Genomic DNA, 22,437 nt, shown 5'->3' on the forward strand with positions numbered 1-22,437 from the left:
TAGAAAGCCCCGCCGCTGCACGTTCCTAAAGAACAGCAACAACGGGGCTTGGGAGTGGGCTTATATTAAGCCGCTAAGATTGTTTTAAGATCTTGCTCTGGCGTTGAGATAGAACGCATGTCGAACTCGTCTTGAATAATCTTTAGTAGGTTCTCTGTTAGGAAAGCAGGTGCTGTTGGCCCTGTGTAAATGCCTTTCACACCAAGAGCAAACAGAGTAAGCAGGATAACGATCGCTTTTTGCTCGAACCAAGAAAGAACCAGTGTTAGCGGTAGTTCGTTGATGCCACAATCAAACTCTTGCGACAGCGCAAGAGCAAGCTGAATCGCTGAGTAAGCATCGTTACATTGACCAACATCGAGCAGACGTGGAATACCGTTAATGTCACCGAATTGGTTTTTGTTGAAACGGAATTTACCACACGCCAATGTCAGGATTACTGAATCTTCTGGTGCTTGAGCTGTGAAATCTGTGTAGTAGCTACGTTCAGATTTGTCGCCATCACAACCACCCACAAGGAAGAAGTGCTTGATGTTGCCTTCTTTCACTTGTTCAACAACCGCAGGCGCAGCTTCCATCAAAGCATTACGACCAAAGCCGACAGTGATCATTTGCTCGATCTCGTCATGCTTGAAGCCTTCTTGCGCAAGAGCACAATCAATTACTGCACTGAAATCGTCACCTTCAAGGTGAGCAACACCCGGCCAGCCTACGATGCTACGCGTAAATAGGCGGTCAGCGTATGAGCCCACATCAGGATTAAGCAGACAGTTCGATGTCATTACGATCGCACCTGGGAAGTTCGCAAATTCTTTTTGCTGGTTCTGCCAAGCACTACCGTAGTTACCCGCAAGGTGTGGATATTTGTTTAGTTCAGGGTAGCCGTGTGCAGGTAGCATCTCACCGTTGGTGTAAACGTTAATGCCCTTGCCTTCCGTTTGTTGAAGGATCTTTTCTAGATCATGCAGGTCGTGACCAGAAACAAGGATACAGTGACCTTGCTTCGTCTTCACATTCACAGTTGTTGGTTGAGGGTGACCAAATGTATCTGTCTCGCCTTTATCCAGCATTTCCATGACTTTGTAGTTCATCAAGCCAATCTGCATAGACGTATCTAACAGTTGTTTTAGGTCTGATGGATCCGTACCTAGGAAAGCCATGATTTCATGGTATTCAGCAAAGATAGCATTGTCAGTTTGACCAAGAACACGTGCGTGCTCCATGTAAGCTGCTGCACCTTTTAGCCCGTAAAGACAAAGAAGGCGAAGACCAATCACATCTTCGTGTTGAGAGTCGTGACCACGGTTTACCGCCGCTTGAGGGGCAAGCGCCAATAGCTCTGAAGAGTCCGTTGGAAGGTCGAATTGAGCAGCAGCAGAAAGCGCTGGGATCTCAAAACCAATCAATGTCGCTGCCGCGCGAACCTGTTGTTCTAAGCGCTGCTTAAATTCATGAGATTGCTGTGCAAATTCAATGATACGAGCAGGGTCGAAGTTAACGTTGGTTAATGTTGCGAAAAACGCTTTTGGCGCCCACTCGTCGATTTCAGTATCAATAACATCACACGCACGGCCCAAATTGGCCCAAAAAGAAACACCTTGAAGAGAATGCACCAACACGTCTTGAAGGTCGGATACTTCAGACGTTTTTCCACACATGCCTTGTGCGAAAGAACAGCCTTTTACGGTTGGGGTTTGAATTGTTTGTTCACATTGAATACAAAACATATAAGGGCTCCAGTAATTTTTATTAACTGTAAGTACTTTGCTTACAGTGACTTATTCCAAACCCTATAGAGCATTAAGCGTGCCAACCTTTAAGTTATTGATTTTATTTAACTTAGTTTTATTCCATATTTTTAGTGCGTGATTATGACTACATATAAACTCCCTAACAGCACACATTCGTGTCATAGTGACTCTCTGAGATTTATTAACGACGTTCATGTTTCGTTCAGAATAGAAGCGATAAAGTAACAACATAGAAAAAGAGGAATGAATATGAAAAATATATTAGTTACGATTGTTGCATTGTTTACTGGCCTTTTGGCGTTATTCACAAGCTTGATCCTTGCTATTCCTTTAGCTATTGCAGCTTTAATTACTGGCAAGCGCATTCAGAATCAAATGAAGAAACAAGGTTTCGCAGCACATATGAACACTCGTCAGTCATCAACCAATGATGCCGGTGTTATTGAAGGTGAATACGAAGATCTTTCAAGCAAAAAGTAACCTAAACTTTAGTTTCAGACATAGTGAAAGCACAACAGAGACAAAATTACATAATGCAAAGAAAGCCCCTGCTAGCACTGCTGGCCTTAACGACTTTAAGTCTCGTTGGTTGTTCCAACGAGACACCGATACCCGCTTACGAAATATCTCCAGACTTACCTAGCTATCAGCAAGACAGCTTCGATGCCTACGTTAATGACACCCAAGATTGGTTATTGAAAAACCGTGTGTTCATGACGGAAGACAAGCAACTCGAGATCCAACTCAATTCACCAACCGAGTATCAACCAACCTCGCCAAACGGTAAGGCGGTGTTATTGGTTCATGGATTAGGCGACTCACCTTATTCATTTAAAGACATCGCTACGCATTTGGCAGAGCAAGGTTACTTAGTGAGAACCGTATTACTTCCGGGTCACGGCAGTCGCGTGGGTGATTTAATGCAGCCGAGCCTAGAAGATTGGCAAGGTGTGGTCGCTCATCATACGAAGTTACTTGAGCAAGAGTATGATTCTGTTTGGCTAGGCGGCTATTCAACCGGCGCGAACCTCGTGACTTCACAGGCGATGAACGATCCTAAGATCTCTGGGTTACTGTTGTTCTCTCCTGCGTTTCAACCAAGCTCGTCTGCTGTTCAATACGCAGGGCTAGCAAGCTACTTTGTCACTTGGGCTGATCAAGATCCTGAAGACAATGTGTTGCGTTACAACTCGTTGCCAATGAACGGAGCCTCGGTTTACTACGAGACATCAGAAGTCGTACGTGATGACTTACAAGATAAACACTTCGACAAACCAGTGTTTATTATGATGAGTGAAGGCGACAGCGTGATTGATACCAACTACGTTCAGCAAGCCTTTACTGAATCAATGCCGAATCCAAACAATGTGTTGGTTTGGCAAGGAGAGACGACTCTCGAGGATCCTCGCGCTGTTCAGTACAGCATGAAAATTCCAGAGCAACGTATCTCGAACGGCTCTCACATGGGCTTACTGTTCTCACCAAATAACCCTTATTACGGAATCAATGGTAGCGAGAAGATTTGCTCCAATGGTCAGGCAGAAGGCTTTGAAGAACAATGTAACGCAACCAGTGAGGTTTGGTATTCAGCTTGGGGCTATCGTGAAGAAGGGAAGAACCATGCGCGTTTGACCTACAACCCCTACTTCTCAGACTCGATGGCGAAGTTAGATGCCGTGCTGAACTCTGAAGGCTAATACGCTCAAGCCTTTCGAAACCAATCCATAGAACTCAAAAAGGCTCACTAGATAACCTCTAGTGAGCCTTTTTAATGAGTGTCGTTTCTGGTGAACGTCTAGGGTCTGTTGACCTTTAGAGCTGATTTTTGCAGCACTTTGTGGGAAATTTCTACAAGGCAGAGGCTTTGAAGTGTAGCTAGCCTATATGAGAAGCCGATAACGCAGTAGAAATGAACCACAAAGGCTGCCCGAAGGGTTCGGCTAGAATCGTTTTATGCTTTGTTAAGAAGTATTAACTTAGAATGACTAGGCTACATACTCCTTGCCGCGCCTAAAACGATTCTATCTCGAACAAAATTTAACCACTAAAAGTTAACAGACCCTAGTTACTTATTCTTATCGTTTACTGCTATATCGTCCACACCACGCGAACAGCAAGCAGGATCAGCACCACGCCAGATAGTCGATCAATCAACTGAGCTTTCGAGCGAATACGTTCAACAATCAACGGGCTAGACAGTACCAAGGTGATAAAGGTGTACCAAAGGCCGTCGACAATCAGCGGCGTTGAGACAATAATCACTTGATTGGTCAGTTCATTACCTAGCGCTACAAATTGGCTAAACAGAGCGATGAAGAACAATGCGATCTTTGGGCTCAAGATAGAGATCAAGAAAGCCTCACGAGCAGACTGCATGTAACTCATCTTTTCACCCGCTTCTAATTTCGCGGCAACACCACCTTTCGAACGTAACGCATTAACGCCAAGATAAAGCAGATAAGCAGCCCCCGCTAAGCTAATACCTTTAAATAACATTGGGGATTGCTCAAGCACAACGGCTAAACCAACAATGGTTGCGAACGCATAAATACCGATACCAGCAGCGTGTGACCAAGCTGCGATAAGCCCGTTCATACGGCCACCAGCCAAACTGTGTTTAGCGATCATCGCCAAGCTTGGGCCCGGAGACATTGCACCCAACAAGCAAATCGCTAATAAAGAAAACCAAATTGTTACTGTCATCATTCCATTCCTAATAAAATAAAGCGTTCCAGCTGCACGCTCTACGCTTAATACTCAATACTTGGCACTTACCATAATTCGCAGGAGGTATTATTTGAAATCAAAGATTATCATCACACCTATGATTTCAAGTCATACTGATATTGTAACTCGACTTTTGCATGGCTTGGAATGCTTTTTCTCGCGCCCATTTGTGGGCAGAGTCGCTGTCATATTTAGGATGCCACATTAACCAATAGGTATGCATTTCCTTATCAAATGGCAACGAAAAGTAGGTAGTATCGAGGTGTCGACCTAGGTTATAGGCGATATGTTCTGGCACGATCATCAGATAGTCGTCTTGCAATAACACAGTACCAGCAGATGAAAAGAACGGAACCTGTAAAGCCACTCTTCGCTTCAGCCCTTGCTTCTTCAATGCTATGTCCGCGTAACTGTCTTTATCTCCACCACCCGTCACTTTGATGTGAGAGTAGTGAACAATATCTTCTGCACTCAAAACCGCTTGTTGAGCCAGCGGGTGCGACTTTCGCATCAAACACACCGACTTATCTTCACCAAGTTTGATACTTGAGACATGTTCTGGCTTTGTGGGAAACATACTGGAAGCCAAATGAATCCCAGACTCGTTCAGTGCTTCAAGGTAGTTTGGCTGCCACAATCGATAAGCCAAATTAATGTTCGGCGCTTCAGCAGACACCTCTGCCACAATCACAGGAAGAATATACTGAGCAACATAATCACTCGAAGACAACACCAATTCACCCTGCCAGTCTTGCGGCTCGAAGGGTTTATCATCTAACAGGTGGTCAAACTCGCCAAGCAGGTCGTCGAGTTTACCTTTGAGTAGCAATGCACGGTTGGTCGGCACCAGTTTGTTGCCGTCACGGACCAGCAAAGGGTCGCCACACAAATCACGTAACTGGCTGAGCTGACGGCTCACCGCGGATTGTGTGATATGCAAACGTTGGGCGGCACGGCTCACATGACACTCTTCAAGAAGTACATGCAGTGAACGCAGTAGGTTTAAGTTGATATTGCCTAACATGAATGCACCGTCGCATTCTGTTTGTTGAAAAACTCGGTCAAAACCGTATGAGTCATTAAGTGGCGAAGATCCGGGTAACTTTGCAGCTGATCGCGAACTCGGTTCAAGCTCTCCATGCTTTCCACTTCCACGTACAACATCATATCTGTCTCACCGCTAATAGAGTGGCACCATTGCACCTCATCAATACTCTGGATTTGTTTCGCGTAAGACTCACAACTATGGTCACTACTCGACATGTCGAACTTCAACAAGATATAAGCGCACACATTCTTCGTTTGGTTGGGTTCTGCCACTTGAGCGCAGTAGCCCGTAATCACTTTGTCGCTTTCCAGTTTCTTGATTCTGGCGTTCACCGCTGAGCGCGAGAGGCTGACATCTCGGGCGATATCGCTCACTGAGCATCGTGCATTGGTTTTGAGAATATCCAAAATCTGGCGATCAAATTTATCCATGCTTCTGATTCTTTTCATTTATTGTTCTATTTATAACGCCTAATTTGACACAACTTTCCTACTTATAACAGCCATTCTGACAGCCGACACTTTCACACTGAATCGGATTAATACCGTTAAAATGACGGTGTCTTACGACGTTTCGCTAGCTGTATTATTGATGTCAACAATGTATGCTCTCAATCATAACTTCTCACACACCAGAAGAAAGTTACTGGAAGACCGTGACCAGAATCAAATAGCTAGGAGAGCGAATGACACAACTCAAACAAGAAATCACGCTTATTTCAGGAATCGGACAACTCTCGACGACCTTGCTAGGCACTGGATTATTTATGATCCCTGCGATCGCAGCAGGCATTGCAGGACAGTTGTCTCTTCTCGCTTGGTTAATCCTGTTTATCGCTATTTGCCCGATTGCACTGACCTTCGCATCATTAGGAAAACGCTACCCGAATGCAGGTGGTACTGCCTATTTTGTGCGCCAGGCGTTTAGCGAGCGATTAGAAACAAGCGTGGCGTGGTTGTTTGTGAGTGTTATTCCTGTCGGTATTCCAGCGGCCATTGCACTGGCTGGTGGTTTTGCTCAACAATTGTTACCCGCACCTCTCGATACACCACTTGGTGCTCAATCCTTTACCGTCGCCCTGCTTATTGCCGTCAATTTGATGGGCAGTAAATCTTCTGGCCGACTGCAAACCGTGATCGCATTGTCGATTTTTGCCTTAGTCAGCGCTTTTGTTTGGAAAGCCGACATCACGGCAACCGATGTTGCTCTTCCTGCCATCTCATCCAATTCAATGTGGTCTATCGGCGCTGCTTTAGCTGTCATGTTTTGGTGCTTTGTCGGAATAGAAGCTTTTGCTCACATGGGAGAGGAATTCAAAAATCCACAACGTGACTTCCCAATCGCCATCATTGCAGGCTGTTTTGTTGCGGGGCTAGTGTACTGGGCTTGTTCAGTAGTGATTCTTAAGCTGGGTGCTTTCGGTTCATCTGAATTCGATGCCGCATCCATCCCTTGGGTAACAGAACAACTGTTTGGTAATGGCTTCAAAACCGTCATCAGCGTGCTGGGGTTCTTTGCTTGCTTTGCCAGCCTAAACCTTTACACACAAAGCCTGTCTCGGATGATCTGGGCTCAGGCCCGCCAACACAGCCCTGCAAGTCGAATGGCTCAACTGAACAGCCGCGGCGTACCGCTCTACCCAACGTTAGCAATTGGCTTTGTCGTGCTTATTTCGTGTGTGATTGGTGAGCTGTCTAATTTAGACCTTGAGTTCTTTCTCAAGCTCGCCAACGGTATTTTTGTTCTGGTTTATCTGCTCGCAATGTTAGCCGCTTGCCGATTACTAACAGGCGCATCTAGATACACTGCCATGCTTTCATTGGTCATCTGTACCTTGGTGTTTATCTGTTTAAGTTGGTCGATGCTCTATGCTGTGACTGTTTTTGTGACATTGTCACTCCCTTGGCGGAAGTGGCTAGGTAAAGGTAAACCCACCGTCTCTATCGACAAGTTGTAACTCGATTCGTGATGAATCAGAAAATGGTAAACAAGCCCTACCAATATTACTGATAAAAAAGCCGAGCGATCTGTTTGATCTTCGGCTTTATGTCAGCCAATCGGATATTTCCAAACCCCAACACCACCCCACTCCAATCACGAGCATCACTTGATCCATATTCATAAAAATCAAACGGACGAATGATGATATTTTCAAGCTCAGCTCTATGACTCCATTCAGTCTCAGATATACCTTGATACCACTTCACGGTCACATGTAGCCCTGCTGCCTGACTGATCACTTCAAGATCACCGTTAAACTCGCTTTCAATCGCTTCTATCATGGCTTCATACTTGAGTTTGTATGACCGACGCATCTTTCTAATATGACGCAGCAAGTCGCCTTCTCGAACAAAATCCGCCAAAGCTTCCTGTGTGTGGGACGCCGTGTCTCCAGTAAGCGCGTCTTTGATCTCAAGACACTTCGCCACCAGACTTTCTGGTACCACTAAGTACCCTAATCGAAGGCCATTGAACATAACCTTACTCAGAGAGCCGACATAGATGATGCGATCATCGAACCCCAACTTTCCCGCCAACCCTTGCATGCAGGTATAAGGGCGATGAGCAAACTGGAACTCACTGTCATAGTCATCTTCAATGATCCATGACTGATGTTGATTGGCCCAATCGATCAGTTTAAGGCGCTGCTCAGTATTTAAAGTCGTGCCCATTGGGTATTGGTTACTCGGTGTGACATACAGAGCCTTAGCATTACTGGCCAACACTTTCTCAATATCCAACCCCACCTTTTCACGCACACTTACACCTTCTAACTCTAGTCTCAACAGATCGATAATTTTATGTACTTGTCGATAACCGGGTTCCTCCACGAGGATTTTGTCGCCCATCGCTAACGTTGCCATTAATCCGATTGAGATGGCTTGCTGCGCACCTGCGGTGATGATGATTCTGTCGGCATTACAATGAACGGAACGACTGCTTGCAAGATACCCACTCAACGCTTCCCTCAAGGCTGAGCTTCCCTGAACCTCTTGATTGCCCGCAATGTTCTGACGTGTAGAGTGACGTTGCAGCAACCTCTGCCATTTCGCAAAAGGGAACGCATCTAAGTCAGGAACTCCTGGGGCAAAGCTGCGGTTAATGTCGTTAGGTGTCGCTATGTTTGTACTCGGTTTACTGACTGTTTGTTTGACCTTCGGATCCTGAACACTGTTTGGCTTAGACAAACTTAGAAAGTGTTCTGGTTGTTCAACCGAGACATAAAACCCTGAGCCTTGCTTACTCTCGATATAGCCTTCAGTAACCAGTTGTTCGTACGCATAAATCACCGTATTTCGACTCACCGATAACTCGACAGCCAACTTACGTGTTGAAGGTAACTTACTGCCCTTGCTCCATAAATCTTGAACGATCTTCTCTCTTATCGCGTGGAACAAGGCGGTTTGACGCGTGCCGTGTTGTTCGTCTAACTGTAGATCACCGACATCGATAGGCTGCATAACTGGATCCAAATAGTGTTTAAAAGTGGCTCTATTTAATAGACCAGTTAATCGCTACATTAATCAAAAGGCAATGATTAAGGAGCGATTATGTTATCTAACACGAAAAGAACCACGATTAAAAAAGGGGCTCACAAAGCCGTATTTGAACAAGAGAAACTGCACCAAATTATTGATGAGAGCTTAATCGCACACATTGCATTGCAGGGCGAACAAGGACCAATGGTCATCCCGATGCTCGCGTGGCGAGTGGGTGATATAGTCTACATTCATGGAGCTAAAAACAGTCGCCTACTAAAAGGACTAAAAAAGGGAGAACCAACCTGTTTAACGTTCACCTTGTTCGATGGTTGGGTGCTGGCTCGTTCGGCATTTCATCATAGTGCGCATTATCGTTCTGCTGTGGTATTGGGGTCATTTTCAGTCATCGATGACAATCAAGAAAAGGATCGCTTGTTGAATATCTTTATTGAGCAAATCGCACCGGGCAGAACCGATGAAGTGAGGCTCAGTAATGAAAAAGAACTCACTGCGACCGAGTTGTTGGCGATACCTTTAACAGAAGCTTCCGTGAAGATTGGTAAACATGGAGTGAATGATGATAAAGCCGATATGGACATTCCAGTTTGGGCTGGCGTATTACCCTATAGAACTGTTGTTGGGCCGTTAGAAACCGTTCCAGAACAAGAAGGCATCATTGAAACACCAGATTACCAACAAGCTTATGGTGAACGCTGGTATCAGAATTAACACTCGAAGATGGTGAACTTGATAAAATTGTATACAATCTGAATTACAAAAATTTAACATGACTCAATAATGTAATCAGACGATGAAAACGAACAAGGATATTCTGCCGTTTCAAGGCTTGCTCAATGGCATTGGGCAAGTCTATTTCACACCGTCTATCATGACGTCGACTTTGCTGTTGCTTGCCATTTCTATTGAGTCACTGGCGCTGGCTTTTCTTACCTTACTTGGCGCCAGTTGCAGCTATGCATTAGCTTTCTATGGCTATATGTACACCAACACCAACAAGTCAGTTGACGACATTGATAGTGGAATGTACGCGCTAAATGGCGCTTTGATTGGTTTATTTATCGGTAACTTTTTTGGTGTGACACCATTATTGGCTTTAGTGACTGCGTTAGGTGCATTACTCACGGTGCCGATTGCCCACATCGTATTCAGTTTTGAGAAATATCGCGGTTACACTAGCGCCTTTATCCTCACCACTTGGCTGATTTATATTATCCAATCAACCTTTGAGCTGTCAGCGTTTTCTGCACCTGATTCCGCACTGATGCCACTCATCAGTATTGAGGCTAACTCGTGGTTCAACCTGCCGACAGTGGTGATCCCGTTGTTAAAAGGGATAAGCCAAGTCAGCTTCATCGAAAATGCGTTGTCGGGGCTCGTTATCTTAGTCGCCATCGCACTCAACAATATCAAGTATGCCATTTGGGTTATGCTCGCAGTAATAATTAGCACCGTATTTAGCGGGTTGATTGGCGCTTCTAACGAACTGGTAGCCCAAGGTCTTTACGGGTACAACGCCATTCTTGCCACTTTAGCACTTGTGCCCTATCCGCGAATCCGTTGGCCGTTAATCCTATTAGGCATGCTGTTAAGCTGTCTCATCACACTTGGTTTTCATGAACTGTCACTGTTACCACTCACCGCCCCTTTCATTTTGAGTACTTGGGGGATGGTTTACTTGTCCAGCCTGATCCATAAACGAACCATAAGTTAGCTCTGAATAGTTACAGGCCAGTTTTTAGGCGCTCAACATATTGCTTGGGTGTCAAACCTCGATGTTTCTTAAACATCCGATTAAAGCTCGCGACATTGGTATAGCCGAGCCTCGTCGCGACTTTATCTATTGGCACTGAATACATCAACAACTCCACCGCCACATTACTTAACGCATAGCCCATAATGGTAGAAAAGTTGATGCCTAAGTTATGCAATCGACGTTGAAATTGCTGTTCAGATAACCCAAGCAAACTCGACACTTTATGCAGTGTTGGCAGGCCGAAATGGCGACTGTAATTGATCATCTCATAGGTCACCTTATGCTCATCCGCGGCATCAGGCATGTTGAGGTAATTATCTAAGTCATGAAAGTTCATTGCCAAGCTCATCTTGCCGCTAGAAGGGGCTTGATTGCTCGATAACCTCGACTGGCTTGGTATCCAGATTTCAGTTCGTGGCTGGCCCCACTGAATATTGCACCCAAAATACTCTTGATAGAGTTGAGTGTTCTCGCGATAACCTGCGATAGAGACGGCTGCGGGAGTAAAGTCGTCTCCCAAGTAACGCCTTAATATCTTCATCATAAAGATGGCAACTCGAATTGAGTCATGAACTTTACCCACCTCAGTATAAGCAGGATTGTCGTAGCACCATTTGATGAAATTACCGACTTGAGCGCCATATAGAAAAGCCCCGGACTGCAAACAGTGCAACCCGATGTTAACTCGACGTATAGACGACGCCAGATCGTGCCCCGAGAAAAACCAGTTCGAGAGAGGGCCTAGCCTTTCAATATCCACCCTATCAGCAAGCTTCAAGATAATATCGGGAGGCTCAGTGGCTCAGGCTCCACATATTCAGCTGCGTCCCGATTCAACTAATGTGTCGGGAAAAACTTCCAAAGTCCACATCGACCCAAACCAGGATGTGACTGAAGGACAGCTAATTTACGAAATTGATGACACTAAATATGTCATCGCAAGAGACAAAGCCAGCGTTCAACTTGAATCTGCAGAGGTCGCTTTAGACACAGCTCGTCAAGAAGTGAGCATTGCAAAAGTCAGCTATCAATCGGCGCTTGAAGACATCAAAGCTTCAGTCGCACAAATAGATTCGGCTAAAACAGACTTAGTACTGCAGTCAAAGACGCTTGATCGTTACCAGAAGCAAAACAAAGTGGTAGAACATACGATCACTGAAACTGACATCGACCAACAAACAGCAAAGGTAGACTTAGCGACGTATAACGTTACGACATTGGAATCTCAGCTTAGCAAGAAAGAAGTCGATGCCGAGAATGCGAAGTTGAACATCCACAAAGCTGAAACCAATGTGAGCAAGAAGCAAACTGAGGTCGATTCAGCAAAGGCAACACTGGCACAAGCACAATGGGACTTGAACAGCACCAAAGTCACGGCACCGACTGACGGCTTTGTAACGAACTTTATTCTTCGTGAAGGTCAGCGTGTTTCAATGATGCCTCGTATCCAGATGTATACCGAAGAGAAGTACGTGCTGATGCGAGTTAACCACCAAGCGATTCGTAATATTAAGGTCGGTCAACCTGCGGAATTTGCGACAGCGGTATACCCAGGAAAAGTGTTCTCTGCAACCGTAGAAGGCATTGTAGAGGCCACTGGTGAAGCGCAAGCAAGTTTGCTGGGTATCGATGAGCAGGTTCGTGTTACCACAGGCAAAAACCTTCAGAACAAGCACCACTTTGTTCGTTTAAAAATTGATGAGGCAGAGGGTTACGATATTCCTGTTGGCTCTGTCGGATTAGCGTGGGTAAGCGGTGAGAAGCCTATCAGCTTTATGGCGTTCCTAGACGTAATACGCGGGATCATCATTAGAATGAAGTCTCAACTGTACTTCTTCTACTCCATCTAATACTTCCTATTGGTGAAACAATACCCAAGCCCGTGCGCTCTTAGATCGCACGGGCTTTTTGTTTATTTCACCATTCGTCGCCAGAAAGAACACAAACCCGAAAAACGAATAAACACTCTAAAGTTGCAAATCGCAATTGCATTTTGCAATTGGGTATTTCAAAAACGCAAATTAAACGCTCAAATACGCACCAGATTGCTATAAAACTGCCGTTTTACGTGGTTTTAAAAGTTGGCACACTAACTGCAATGTATATATTGACCCTTCTTAAGCCGAGGGTCACCTAGCCAACTGACGTTGTTAGTGAACCTATTCTTGTTCACAAAATATATAGGCCAATTGCGATTATTGCGATTGGCTATTTTTTTGCCTGCAGTTTGGCCAACCGCCCTCTTTTTCGATACAGACACCCATTCAGACGTATAATAATAAGCATTCATAGCCAACCAAGAACAGCAGATAACCAACGCATTATAGAAAACGTTTTCTATTTGTTTTTTTTAAATAAAGACAGAAAATAACCCTATGTTTTACAAGATAATTACTGCAATAACTGGTTTTTATGGGCAATTATTGACAAAATTAGCATTGACTATGTGATTTATATCACCATAATGCGCAAGTTTGCCTGCAATACGGCGACCGTTAATTTTAATTTTGATCATTTGCGGAGGTAAAAAATGGCTGCTGATAATAACTACAGTCTAGGGCCGGTTCCTACATCGGCTAGGAAAGGAGTCGCTTCACTCACCATGGTAATGCTTGGACTCACTTTCTTCTCTGCAAGTATGTGGACAGGTGGTTCACTCGGGACAGGTCTTTCATTCAACGATTTCTTCCTCGCCGTTCTCATCGGTAACCTAATCCTCGGTATTTACACTTCTTTTCTTGGCTACATCGGCTCATCTACTGGCCTCTCTACCCACCTCCTTGCTCGTTTCTCTTTCGGTACTAAAGGCTCATGGCTTCCTTCTGCTTTACTTGGTGGTACACAAGTCGGTTGGTTTGGTGTGGGTGTTGCGATGTTTGCTATTCCAGTACAAAAAGCAACGGGCATTGATACCAACACCTTGATTATCGTATCTGGCTTATTGATGACGGGTACAGTGTACTTCGGCATTCAAGCGCTAATGGTGCTTTCAGCGATTGCAGTGCCTGCGATTGCGATTCTGGGTGGTTACTCAGTACTGACTGCGGTAGACAGTGTTGGTGGACTAGAGCAATTGCAACTTATTAAACCAGAGACGCCAATGGACTTTTCAATGGCTCTTGCAATGGTTGTAGGTTCGTTCGTAAGTGCGGGTACGTTAACGGCCGATTTCGTTCGCTTTGGTAAAAAGCCAGCAAGCGCAGTATTAATTACTATGGTTGCGTTCTTCATCGGTAACTCGCTGATGTTTATCTTCGGCGCAGCAGGAGCAGCAGCAACCGGTCAGGCTGATATTTCAGATGTGATGATCGCGCAAGGTCTGCTGCTTCCAGCCATCATCGTGCTTGGCTTGAATATCTGGACAACCAATGAAAATGCACTTTATGCATCCGGTTTGGGTTTATCTAACATCACTGGTCGCTCAAGTACTACAATGTCAATCATTAACGGCATTATCGGTACGATTTTCGCACTTTGGTTATACAACAACTTCGTTGGTTGGTTAACCTTCCTTTCGCTGGCGATTCCACCAATTGGTGGCGTAATCATCGCCGACTTCTTCGCGAACCGTAAACGTTACAAAGATTTTGCAAATGCAGAGTTCCAAACCGTTAACTGGGCTGGCATTATCGCGGTAGCAACAGGCGTAGCCGCTGGTCACTTCCTACCTGGCGTTGTTCCTTTGAACGCAGTGTTAGGTGGTGCAATCAGTTACCTCGTGCTTAATCCTCTATTGAACAAAAAAGCTCTGAAATCTCAGGCCGCTTAAGGACACACTATGACAACCTTATTAATCAAGAACGCGAAACTTCAAGACCAAGAAGGCTTGAAACAGATTCTGATTGAAAATGGTCAATTTTCTCGCATTCTCGATAATGGCGCGCAAATCAATCATCAAGGCGACATCCTTGATGCTGAAGGTGGCATTGCAGTTACTCCTTTCTGTGAACCGCACATCCACCTAGATACTACTCAAACTGCTGGTGAGCCTAACTGGAACATCTCTGGCACTTTGTTTGAAGGTATTGAGCGTTGGGCTGAGCGCAAAGAACTGCTATCAATCGAAGACGTAAAGTCTCGTGCCAAGCAAACACTGAAATGGCAGATAGCTAACGGTGTTCAACACGTTCGTACACACGTTGATGTGTCTGACCCAACACTCGTTGCGTTAAGAGCGATGGTTGAAGTTCGTGAAGAGATGAAAGAGTGGGTCGACATCCAGATCGTTGCATTCCCTCAAGAAGGTATTCTTTCATACCCTAACGGCAAAGAGTTGCTTGAAGAAGCAGTGAAGATCGGCGCTGACGTTATCGGTGCTATCCCTCACTTCGAATTCACTCGTGAATACGGGGTTGAATCTTTGCATTATGTGTTCGAGCTTGCACGCAAGTACGACTGTCTGATCGACGTTCACTGTGATGAAATCGACGACGAACAGTCTCGCTTTGTGGAAACATTAGCAGCTCTTGCTCATAAGTTTGAAATGGGCGAGAAAGTAACTGCTAGCCACACCACTGCAATGGGTTCGTACAACGGTGCTTACACATCTCGCCTGTTCCGTCTATTGAAGATGTCAGGTATCAACTTCGTGGCAAACCCGCTAGTGAACATTCACTTACAGGGCCGTTTCGACGATTACCCGAAACGCCGCGGTGTAACGCGCGTTAAAGAGATGCTAGCAGCAGACATCAACGTTTGTTTTGGCCACGATGATGTGTTTGACCCATGGTACCCACTGGGCACAGCGAACATGCTTCAAGTTCTGCACATGGGACTGCATGTAACACAGGTTATGGGCTACGACCAAATCAACAACTCACTTGATTTGATCAGCAAGAACTCTGCTCGCACATTGAACATTCAAGACAACTTCGGTATCGAAGAAGGTAAGCCAGGTAGCTTGCTGATTCTTCCTGCTGACAATGGCTTTGATGCAGTACGCCGCCAAGTACCAGTGCAGTACTCAATACGCCACGGTAAGGTGATTGCAGAGACTCAACCAGCGAAAACAAAAATAAATTTAGATCAAACTGAAGATATCAACTTTAAGCGTTAATATCGTCTATACTAATGATCAAAAGGAAGCTGAGATGCTTCCTTTTGTTGTGTTGGACGAAGCGACAAAACTATCACTAAATCAGTGTAAATCTTGTACATTCGCACGGTATGACAAAAAAAGCACAAATTTCTTAAGCAATGCGTGTACATCTCAAAAGACTGTGTTAACATGCTCTCGCTCTGTTAGCCGGAGTTATTTAAGTTAGATGAATAGTAAAAAATTGACATGTAAAATCGTTACCCGTTTTTGTAAGTAGTTTTTCCTTATTTCTTAGCAATATTAAATAATTCAATTATCAGCGCATTGCATTAAATGCAATCAACAACTTAGAAAATTTATGAATAAGGGACAAATTATGTCTAACACAAATACTGGCACTGTAAAATGGTTTAACGAAGAGAAAGGTTTCGGTTTCATTTCTCAAGACAACGGCGGCGCTGACGTATTCGTACACTTCCGTGCAATCGTTTCTGAAGGCTTCAAAACTCTGAAAGAAGGCCAAAAGGTTTCTTTCGAAGTTGAAAACGGTCAAAAAGGCCTACAAGCAGCAAACGTTGTTGCTCAATAATTAGCTCTTATAGCTAAAAAGAATTTTAAAGCGCTGATTTTTATCGGCGCTTTTTTATGCCTGCTTATAAACATTTCCCCTCTCGATACAGGCTTTCCCCCGTAAACTCTGAACAAATGCAAATCACCAGCCAAGCGTCCTCAACCTAGACTTTCTCAGTTAAAGCTCAACGATCAATTTACGTCACTTTTTGTATGCACTTCCCTAGACAACACTTAATTCTCAGCAATCTTTTGATACTAACTCACGCTACGCCGAAAGTTTGATAAGCCCAAATATGGTTAAAGAACAATCCATTAGATTACGCCTATGAATACGCAATCGATATTCACAATAAAAATGAGTTATTTATCCAACCCTCATCCACTAATCATATAATTTTTAAAGCAAAGACCTTCGAAATCCGCTAACCTTGTTCGCAAGTGGCTTAGTTGTTTTGGTATCTGCAGTAAAAATAATGAACAAAGACGAATTTCAGAAATCCACCGCAAATCTAAAAAAAGCGGTGCCTCTTATGATGAAGAACAGGGTGTCAACGACACCTGCAAATTACGCACTTTGGTACACCTATGTCGATAACGCTATTCCCCAGCTGACTCAAGACATGGATGGTGTTTTAGAACACTACGGTATTTGTCCTCCTGCCGTTGGTGAGCAGCTATACAACAATTATGTTGCCAGCAAATCCGAAACCAATATCAATGACCTTCGCGCTAATTTGGAACTGTTAGTTTCTGAAGTTTCCAATTCAATGAATGACACCCTGACCGACACCTCCGCTTTTTCTGACATGATCGATAAAAGCTTCGAGGACTTGGCTCGTGTTGATAATGAAAGCCTATCTATTGATGAAGTCATGTCCTTAGTTCGACAGCTGGTGTCTGAATCCCGTCATATTCGTCACTCTACTCAGTTTTTAAACTCTCAGCTAAACTCTGCAACCTCAGAGATCACCAAGCTAAAAACCCAGTTAGTAGAAGTTCAGAAAGATGCGCTTTTCGATAGTACAACCACACTCTATAACCGTCGCTCTTTCGACCGTGACATAGAAACCCTTTGTGAAGCACAACAATCTTTGTGTCTGATTCTTCTCGATATCGACCACTTTAAAAATTTCAACGACACCTATGGCCACTTGTTTGGCGATATGGTGCTTAAAGCGATCGCTCGCAAGCTGAAGTTAAGTTGCCGTGAAGGTATTTCTGCCTATCGATTTGGTGGTGAAGAGTTCGCGCTGATTGTGCCTAACAAGTCTTTGCGTATTGCTCGTCAACTCGCTGATACCAATCGTCGCTCTCTAGAAAAGCTGTCGATTAAAGATCGCCGCAGTGGTCAACAAGTCGGCAGTATCACTGCATCGTTTGGTGTCGCTGAACTTGAACCCGGCGAATCAGCTCAATCGCTGATTGAACGTGCTGATAAGCTACTTTATGAAGCGAAATCACTTGGCCGTAACCGAGTCATGCCTTTGTAAAACACACCAACAATGCTCTTATCGACATATTAGTCGGCTCGTATTGAGACTAGAAAGCCCCAAAGTTCATTATCTTCGGGGCTTTTTCTTTAGTTGTATAAATTACTTTAGCTAACTAGGATTCACCGTTAGATCTGGAAGCAATAATTCAAGCAATAGTCTTCACCACTCTTTGCTCTGAACTCTTTATCTTCACTGCATGCCTTTGGTTTACCCTTTGCGTCACCTTGAATCAAACTGATCCAGTGGCGCATCGCTGCAATGGTCTCTTCACGCATTGTGGTTGTTGCTTCCATTGGTGATTGGCCAAACGTGGTGCATGATTCCAACTGAATATCATCAATTTCTACTAGCTCAATACAACCTGTCCCTTTGTGGCAACCAAACATCACCTCTAGGTGGCTGCCACTGCCATCTCGAAACAAGATAGAGTCTGGGTCGTTCTTCTCACCCATGTACGCTACAAACTGCTTAGGGTGCTTCAGACCGCTGTGCTGACCGTCTTTAAAGTAAGCCATAATATGGCGGTAATCGACTACGTAGCTGGTTACGTCTTGATGTGAGCCATTCTCTAGTGGGAATAGTCGATCAAGCAGCTGCTTTGCTTTCACTTGCTTTTCAGTTTGCTGATTAGCATTGATTGTCTCCACGGCAAAGACAGCTTCAGCGATAAATGGCTTTGATTGTTTTTGGATTTCTGTTTTATCGAATGTAAGCATATTCATAGTCTTTCCCTCTTGACCAGTCCGGTGATAACCACCGATTTCTACAGCAAAAATGTGTCCTAGAGCAATTATTCCAAACTAACGTTTAATTTATTTGTCATTTTGTGAATTGCTTAGTTTGTAGATTAGCGCTTTTTTACATACAATTTCACAACAAAAATTTTACAATGTGAATTTTACAAATATGGCCTTGTCAAAAAGTTTAGTTCGTCAGTCACATTTCCTAGGTACGAAAATACGTAACCTAAGAAAACGTAACCATTTAACGATGGAAGACCTGTCTGCGCGTTGTATTAGAATCGACCCAGAATGTGCTCCTTCCGTTTCTTACCTTTCAATGATTGAACGTGGAAAGCGGGTTCCGAGCATCGATATGCTGGAAGTGATTGCACAGGTCTTTCAGAAGAATCCGACGTGGTTCCTCGACGACGAATCTGAACAACAAGCCATTGCTCCTGATAAGGGGAATCGTGGTGGGATAAGTGGCATGGCGCTCGAGCCGAGCTTCCTATTCTCAAACGACATCCTGCAAATTGCGATTCCTGAGATGCTGTCACAAACGGGCATTTCAGGCCGCCAGTTTGCGCACCTCTTGATTCGAGCACACCAAGAGAGCAACCAGAACCACTTCCCTGACCTTGAGCGCGCTGCGGAAGAAGTAGGCTTAAAACGTCTTAACCTCAGCGTAGAAGACCTGATAGACATCGCTAGAAGCCTAGGAATCAACATCCGCTGGGTGACGCGCACGCCGCAAGACGTCGTCGATGAGCTCGGAATTAACGCTAAGCAGTTAGTGACCTCCTTCTTTGAGCCTCCCGGTACTATCTTCTTAAACGAGATTCTTAAAGAGTATCCAACTCGTCTGAAATACGACCTTTCGGTTTATATCGGTCATTGCATTCTGCACAGCAAAGAAGGCCTAAAGAGTGTGTTGTCGGTCGGTAACAACAACACGTGGGACGACAACCAGGTATCAGGCTCTTCACAGCTCAACTCCCAAGATATTCTTCAAGCATGGCGAGACTTTGAATCCAGCTTCTTTGCTGGCGCACTTCTGTGCCCGAAAGTCCCGTTTAGGCAGCTACTTGACCGCACTGGTTACGAAATCGACGTTCACAAAAGAGCAGGGGTTTCCCCCTCTGTTGCGATGCGTCGAATGACTGTAGTATCGCCCTACCCTCACTGGCACTACTTTGATGCTTATGGGCCGGGGAAACTCAAGGCGGTATATCGCGGGAACGGGATTCCGCTACCTTGGGGAAATATGAGAACGGTCGCTGACCCATGTCAACATTGGGCTGTGTTCCGTCGATTATCAGAACCTCGAGCGGGAAGCTCGGCTCAAATATCCATTTTGAACGTGGGTGATGAGCCAAGAATCTACTGCTGTGAATCCATCAATATGACGGATCCTGCGGGTAACAATCGTGTGTTGTGTGCTGGTATAGATCTCAACCCTGCGATTGATGCTCAAGGCGGTAATTCAAGAGACATAGCAGAGCAGCTTAAAGCGTCATGCGTTAACAATGGTGGCTCTGTGGCAATTCCGCGTAACATCAAAAAAGATCTCACGACAATAGCCAAGATTCTAAATATAAATTGGATTGAACGTGGGATTGAGACAGAGGCGAGGCTTATCTGCTCCAGAGGTGGAGAATGCCCACGCCAACCAAGCTGTTACTCTAAGTGTGGTGAGTAAAAAAGTAATAACAAAAAATAGAACCTAAATTTCAGGCAAAAAAAGACCAATCACAATAAGGGTGATTGGTCATATATTTTGTGTGAACAAAAAAGGTTCACTAACAACGTCAGTTGGCTAGGTGACCCTCGGCTTAAGAAGGGTCACCATTACTAATGCAGCATGCGTGCCAACTTTTAAAACACGTATTTACTACGCATCTGGACACGTATTGGCCGGATATCCTTGTTTGTTTTGCAAACTGGAATTGCAAATTGCAAAATCCAACAAAAACGCTAGTGATTATGTTATTATTAATGAATAATTAAAGATTCATTACCCTTCCCAAAAATGTCATATTTCCCTTAGATTCAATCACTTTAAACAGCAATAAACCTCCCCTAGCTTACTCAAGCTATACGGTTACTCAACATCAACAATACCCCAAACAGCGCCCATAAAAAAACGCGAACATTGAGATTCAATATTCGCGCTTATTCGATTTCTATGACAGAAAGAACTTAACCCACCAGACGCCTTTTTATAAAGCGACTCCTGTTCATTGCTCTTTCAATATCTCAGAAAAGATTACTTCTGAGGAGCTGGCTTAGAACGGCTTCGAGACGGTTTGTTTGTCGAAGGTTTGTTGCTTGTCGGCTTATTTGACGACTTGCTTGGGCCGTAGCTACCGCCGTAACCAGACTTCTTAGGTTTGCCTGCAGGTTTACCCGCGTTGTTTGGCTTACCAGTACCGTTAGATTTACCCGCACCGCTTGGTTTGCTCAGAGTGTTCTGAGCACCTGCGTTATTTGCAGCAGGTTTCTTACCAGATGTCGGCTTACGCTTTGGAGCCGAACCATTACCAGCTACATGACGCTTGTTCTTACCTGCTGGCTTGTGCCCGCGAGCGTTATCACCAGAGCGTTGACCATCAGCATGTTCACGTGGCTGTTTTGCTTTCTTCGGTTTCTTAGGCTTGATTGGACGTGACTCCAACCGAGACTCAGGTAACTTATTTACTGGAGAGAAACCTTCCAGTTCACGACGCTCTAGCACTTGTTGAATCAGGCGTTCAATACCGAACAGCTCACCCACTTCATCAGCACAAACCAATGAAATCGCTTTACCTACTTCACCTGCACGGCCAGTACGACCGATACGGTGTACATAGTCTTCTGATACATGAGGAAGATCGAAGTTAACTACTTGAGGCAGTTGCGGGATATCGATACCACGAGCGGCGATATCAGTTGCAACAAGTACTCGTACCTTACCTGTTTTGAAGTTCTCTAAGGCTTTAGTACGTGCACCTTGGCTCTTGTTACCATGGATAGGTGCAGCAGTGATGTCTTGCTCTTCAAGGAAGCGAGCAAGCTTGTTCGCACCGTGTTTCGTCTTGCTGAACACCAACACTTGTTGCCAATCGTTATCTTTGATTAGCTTCGCTAGCATTGCGCTCTTTTTCTTTTTGTCTACTGGGTAGATGCTTTGCTCAACCGTTTTTGCCGTCGAGTTTGCAGGGCTTACTGAAATCTCAACAGGATTGTTCACTAAGCCTTTCGCTAAGCTGCGGATATCATCAGAGAACGTCGCTGAGAACAGTAGGTTCTGACGCTTCTTAGGCAAGAAAGCTAAGATCTTACGAATATCGCGGATGAAACCCATGTCTAGCATGCGGTCCGCTTCATCTAGCACTAGGATTTCTAGTTGGTCAAAACGCACTGCATTTTGGTTGTATAGGTCAAGTAGACGACCAGGTGTTGCCACCAACACGTCACTACCTTTACGCAGTTTTTGCATCTGAGGGTTAATCTTCACACCACCAAACACTACCGTCGAAGTCAGCGGTAAGTTAATGCCGTACTTCACTACGCTGCCATTCACTTGCGCAGCAAGCTCACGAGTTGGCGTTAGCACGAGCGCACGAACTTGGTTCTGACGTACGCGAGTACCTTTCGATAACATTTCAAGAATAGGTAGCGTGAAGCCTGCAGTTTTACCTGTACCTGTTTGAGCAGCGGCCATAACATCTTTGCCCGTTAGGACAGCTGGCACGGCTTTCTCTTGTATTGGTGATGGCTTATCGTAACCTTGTGCTTCAATAGCTTTAAGGATCGGTTCAGAAAGGCCAAGGGAGGTAAAACTCATAGA

At 44.7% G+C, this 22,437-nt stretch carries 18 protein-coding genes and 1 pseudogene; 11 read left to right on the plus strand and 8 right to left on the minus strand.

All coding sequences use genetic code 11. The annotated features are described in order from the left end of the window. Positions 1 to 65: 65 nt before the first annotated feature. On the minus strand, positions 66 to 1,727 hold the full coding sequence (hcp, locus tag AB4161_RS07040) for a hydroxylamine reductase (protein ID WP_048608912.1): 1,662 nt from the start codon (positions 1,725 to 1,727) through the stop codon (positions 66 to 68). 273 nt (positions 1,728 to 2,000) lie between these two features. Here hcp and AB4161_RS07045 point away from each other — a divergent pair, with 273 nt between their 5' ends. Both AB4161_RS07045 and AB4161_RS07050 read left to right on the plus strand, forming a co-directional pair. Further along, on the plus strand, positions 2,001 to 2,231 hold the full coding sequence (locus AB4161_RS07045; protein ID WP_017061777.1) for a hypothetical protein: 231 nt from the start codon (positions 2,001 to 2,003) through the stop codon (positions 2,229 to 2,231). A 53-nt stretch (positions 2,232 to 2,284) separates the two neighbouring features. Further along, positions 2,285 to 3,448: an alpha/beta hydrolase gene (locus AB4161_RS07050; protein ID WP_372083076.1), complete on the plus strand. Its 1,164-nt coding sequence runs from the start codon at positions 2,285 to 2,287 to the stop codon at positions 3,446 to 3,448. Positions 3,449 to 3,839: 391 nt separating this feature from the next. On the opposite strand, the gene AB4161_RS07055 is transcribed toward AB4161_RS07050, so the two are convergent. The 3 genes from AB4161_RS07055 to AB4161_RS07065 form a co-directional block, all read right to left on the minus strand. Beyond that, a complete protein-coding gene (locus tag AB4161_RS07055) occupies positions 3,840 to 4,454 on the minus strand; it encodes a LysE family translocator (RefSeq protein WP_017061779.1) in 615 nt (204 codons plus the stop codon). A 127-nt stretch (positions 4,455 to 4,581) separates the two neighbouring features. Further along, on the minus strand, positions 4,582 to 5,502 hold the full coding sequence (locus tag AB4161_RS07060; protein ID WP_372083077.1) for a LysR family transcriptional regulator: 921 nt from the start codon (positions 5,500 to 5,502) through the stop codon (positions 4,582 to 4,584). Next, entirely contained in the window at positions 5,496 to 5,957 is a 462-nt protein-coding gene (locus AB4161_RS07065; RefSeq protein ID WP_017061781.1) for an Lrp/AsnC family transcriptional regulator, read from the minus strand. The genes AB4161_RS07060 and AB4161_RS07065 overlap by 7 nt, the downstream gene beginning before the upstream one ends. A 254-nt stretch (positions 5,958 to 6,211) precedes the next feature. Here AB4161_RS07065 and yjeH point away from each other — a divergent pair, with 254 nt between their 5' ends. Beyond that, on the plus strand, positions 6,212 to 7,483 hold the full coding sequence (yjeH, locus tag AB4161_RS07070; protein ID WP_017066490.1) for an L-methionine/branched-chain amino acid transporter: 1,272 nt from the start codon (positions 6,212 to 6,214) through the stop codon (positions 7,481 to 7,483). 46 nt (positions 7,484 to 7,529) lie between these two features. Here the strand turns inward: yjeH and AB4161_RS07075 are convergent, their stop codons facing one another. After that, entirely contained in the window at positions 7,530 to 8,987 is a 1,458-nt protein-coding gene (locus AB4161_RS07075; RefSeq protein WP_065585005.1) for a PLP-dependent aminotransferase family protein, read from the minus strand. A gap of 90 nt (positions 8,988 to 9,077) precedes the next feature. On the opposite strand from AB4161_RS07075, the gene AB4161_RS07080 reads away from it, so the two are divergent. Both AB4161_RS07080 and AB4161_RS07085 read left to right on the plus strand, forming a co-directional pair. Next, positions 9,078 to 9,737 carry a pyridoxamine 5'-phosphate oxidase family protein gene (locus AB4161_RS07080; protein WP_017061784.1) on the plus strand — a complete coding sequence of 220 codons (660 nt, stop codon included), beginning with the start codon at positions 9,078 to 9,080 and terminating at the stop codon, positions 9,735 to 9,737. Positions 9,738 to 9,819: 82 nt separating this feature from the next. Next, positions 9,820 to 10,740: an urea transporter gene (locus AB4161_RS07085; RefSeq protein ID WP_372083078.1), complete on the plus strand. Its 921-nt coding sequence runs from the start codon at positions 9,820 to 9,822 to the stop codon at positions 10,738 to 10,740. 10 nt (positions 10,741 to 10,750) lie between these two features. Here the strand turns inward: AB4161_RS07085 and AB4161_RS07090 are convergent. Beyond that, positions 10,751 to 11,581, minus strand: a pseudogene (locus AB4161_RS07090) (helix-turn-helix domain-containing protein); the annotation flags it as partial. Between AB4161_RS07090 and AB4161_RS07095 the strand changes: the two are divergent. The 5 genes from AB4161_RS07095 (at position 11,580) to AB4161_RS07115 (ending at position 17,883) form a co-directional block, all read left to right on the plus strand. Next, complete coding sequence (locus tag AB4161_RS07095; protein WP_372083079.1) at positions 11,580 to 12,632, plus strand: HlyD family secretion protein; 1,053 nt, start codon at positions 11,580 to 11,582, stop codon at positions 12,630 to 12,632. The pseudogene AB4161_RS07090 and the gene AB4161_RS07095 overlap by 2 nt on opposite strands. Before the next feature lie 680 nt (positions 12,633 to 13,312). After that, positions 13,313 to 14,551 carry a cytosine permease gene (gene codB, locus AB4161_RS07100; RefSeq protein ID WP_032545811.1) on the plus strand — a complete coding sequence of 413 codons (1,239 nt, stop codon included), beginning with the start codon at positions 13,313 to 13,315 and terminating at the stop codon, positions 14,549 to 14,551. Between the two features lie 9 nt (positions 14,552 to 14,560). After that, positions 14,561 to 15,838 carry a cytosine deaminase gene (locus AB4161_RS07105; RefSeq protein ID WP_017068656.1) on the plus strand — a complete coding sequence of 426 codons (1,278 nt, stop codon included), beginning with the start codon at positions 14,561 to 14,563 and terminating at the stop codon, positions 15,836 to 15,838. A gap of 358 nt (positions 15,839 to 16,196) precedes the next feature. After that, entirely contained in the window at positions 16,197 to 16,409 is a 213-nt protein-coding gene (locus AB4161_RS07110; RefSeq protein ID WP_004740083.1) for a cold-shock protein, read from the plus strand. Positions 16,410 to 16,866: 457 nt separating this feature from the next. Further along, entirely contained in the window at positions 16,867 to 17,883 is a 1,017-nt protein-coding gene (locus AB4161_RS07115; protein WP_017060611.1) for a GGDEF domain-containing protein, read from the plus strand. A gap of 128 nt (positions 17,884 to 18,011) precedes the next feature. On the opposite strand, the gene AB4161_RS07120 is transcribed toward AB4161_RS07115, so the two are convergent. Further along, a complete protein-coding gene (locus AB4161_RS07120) occupies positions 18,012 to 18,608 on the minus strand; it encodes a malate synthase (RefSeq protein ID WP_017060610.1) in 597 nt (198 codons plus the stop codon). A gap of 169 nt (positions 18,609 to 18,777) precedes the next feature. On the opposite strand from AB4161_RS07120, the gene AB4161_RS07125 reads away from it, so the two are divergent. Next, the gene (locus tag AB4161_RS07125; RefSeq protein WP_081090203.1) at positions 18,778 to 20,307 is read left to right on the plus strand and encodes a DUF3612 domain-containing protein; all 1,530 of its coding nucleotides are present in this window, start codon (positions 18,778 to 18,780) and stop codon (positions 20,305 to 20,307) included. Positions 20,308 to 20,874: 567 nt separating this feature from the next. On the opposite strand, the gene AB4161_RS07130 is transcribed toward AB4161_RS07125, so the two are convergent. Next, the gene (locus AB4161_RS07130) at positions 20,875 to 22,434 is read right to left on the minus strand and encodes a DEAD/DEAH box helicase (protein WP_372083080.1); all 1,560 of its coding nucleotides are present in this window, start codon (positions 22,432 to 22,434) and stop codon (positions 20,875 to 20,877) included. Positions 22,435 to 22,437 lie beyond the last annotated feature (3 nt).

The sequence above is a fragment of the Vibrio sp. 10N.286.51.E5 genome (genome assembly GCF_041469125.1).
In the GTDB taxonomy this organism is placed as follows: Bacteria; Pseudomonadota; Gammaproteobacteria; order Enterobacterales; family Vibrionaceae; genus Vibrio; species Vibrio crassostreae_C.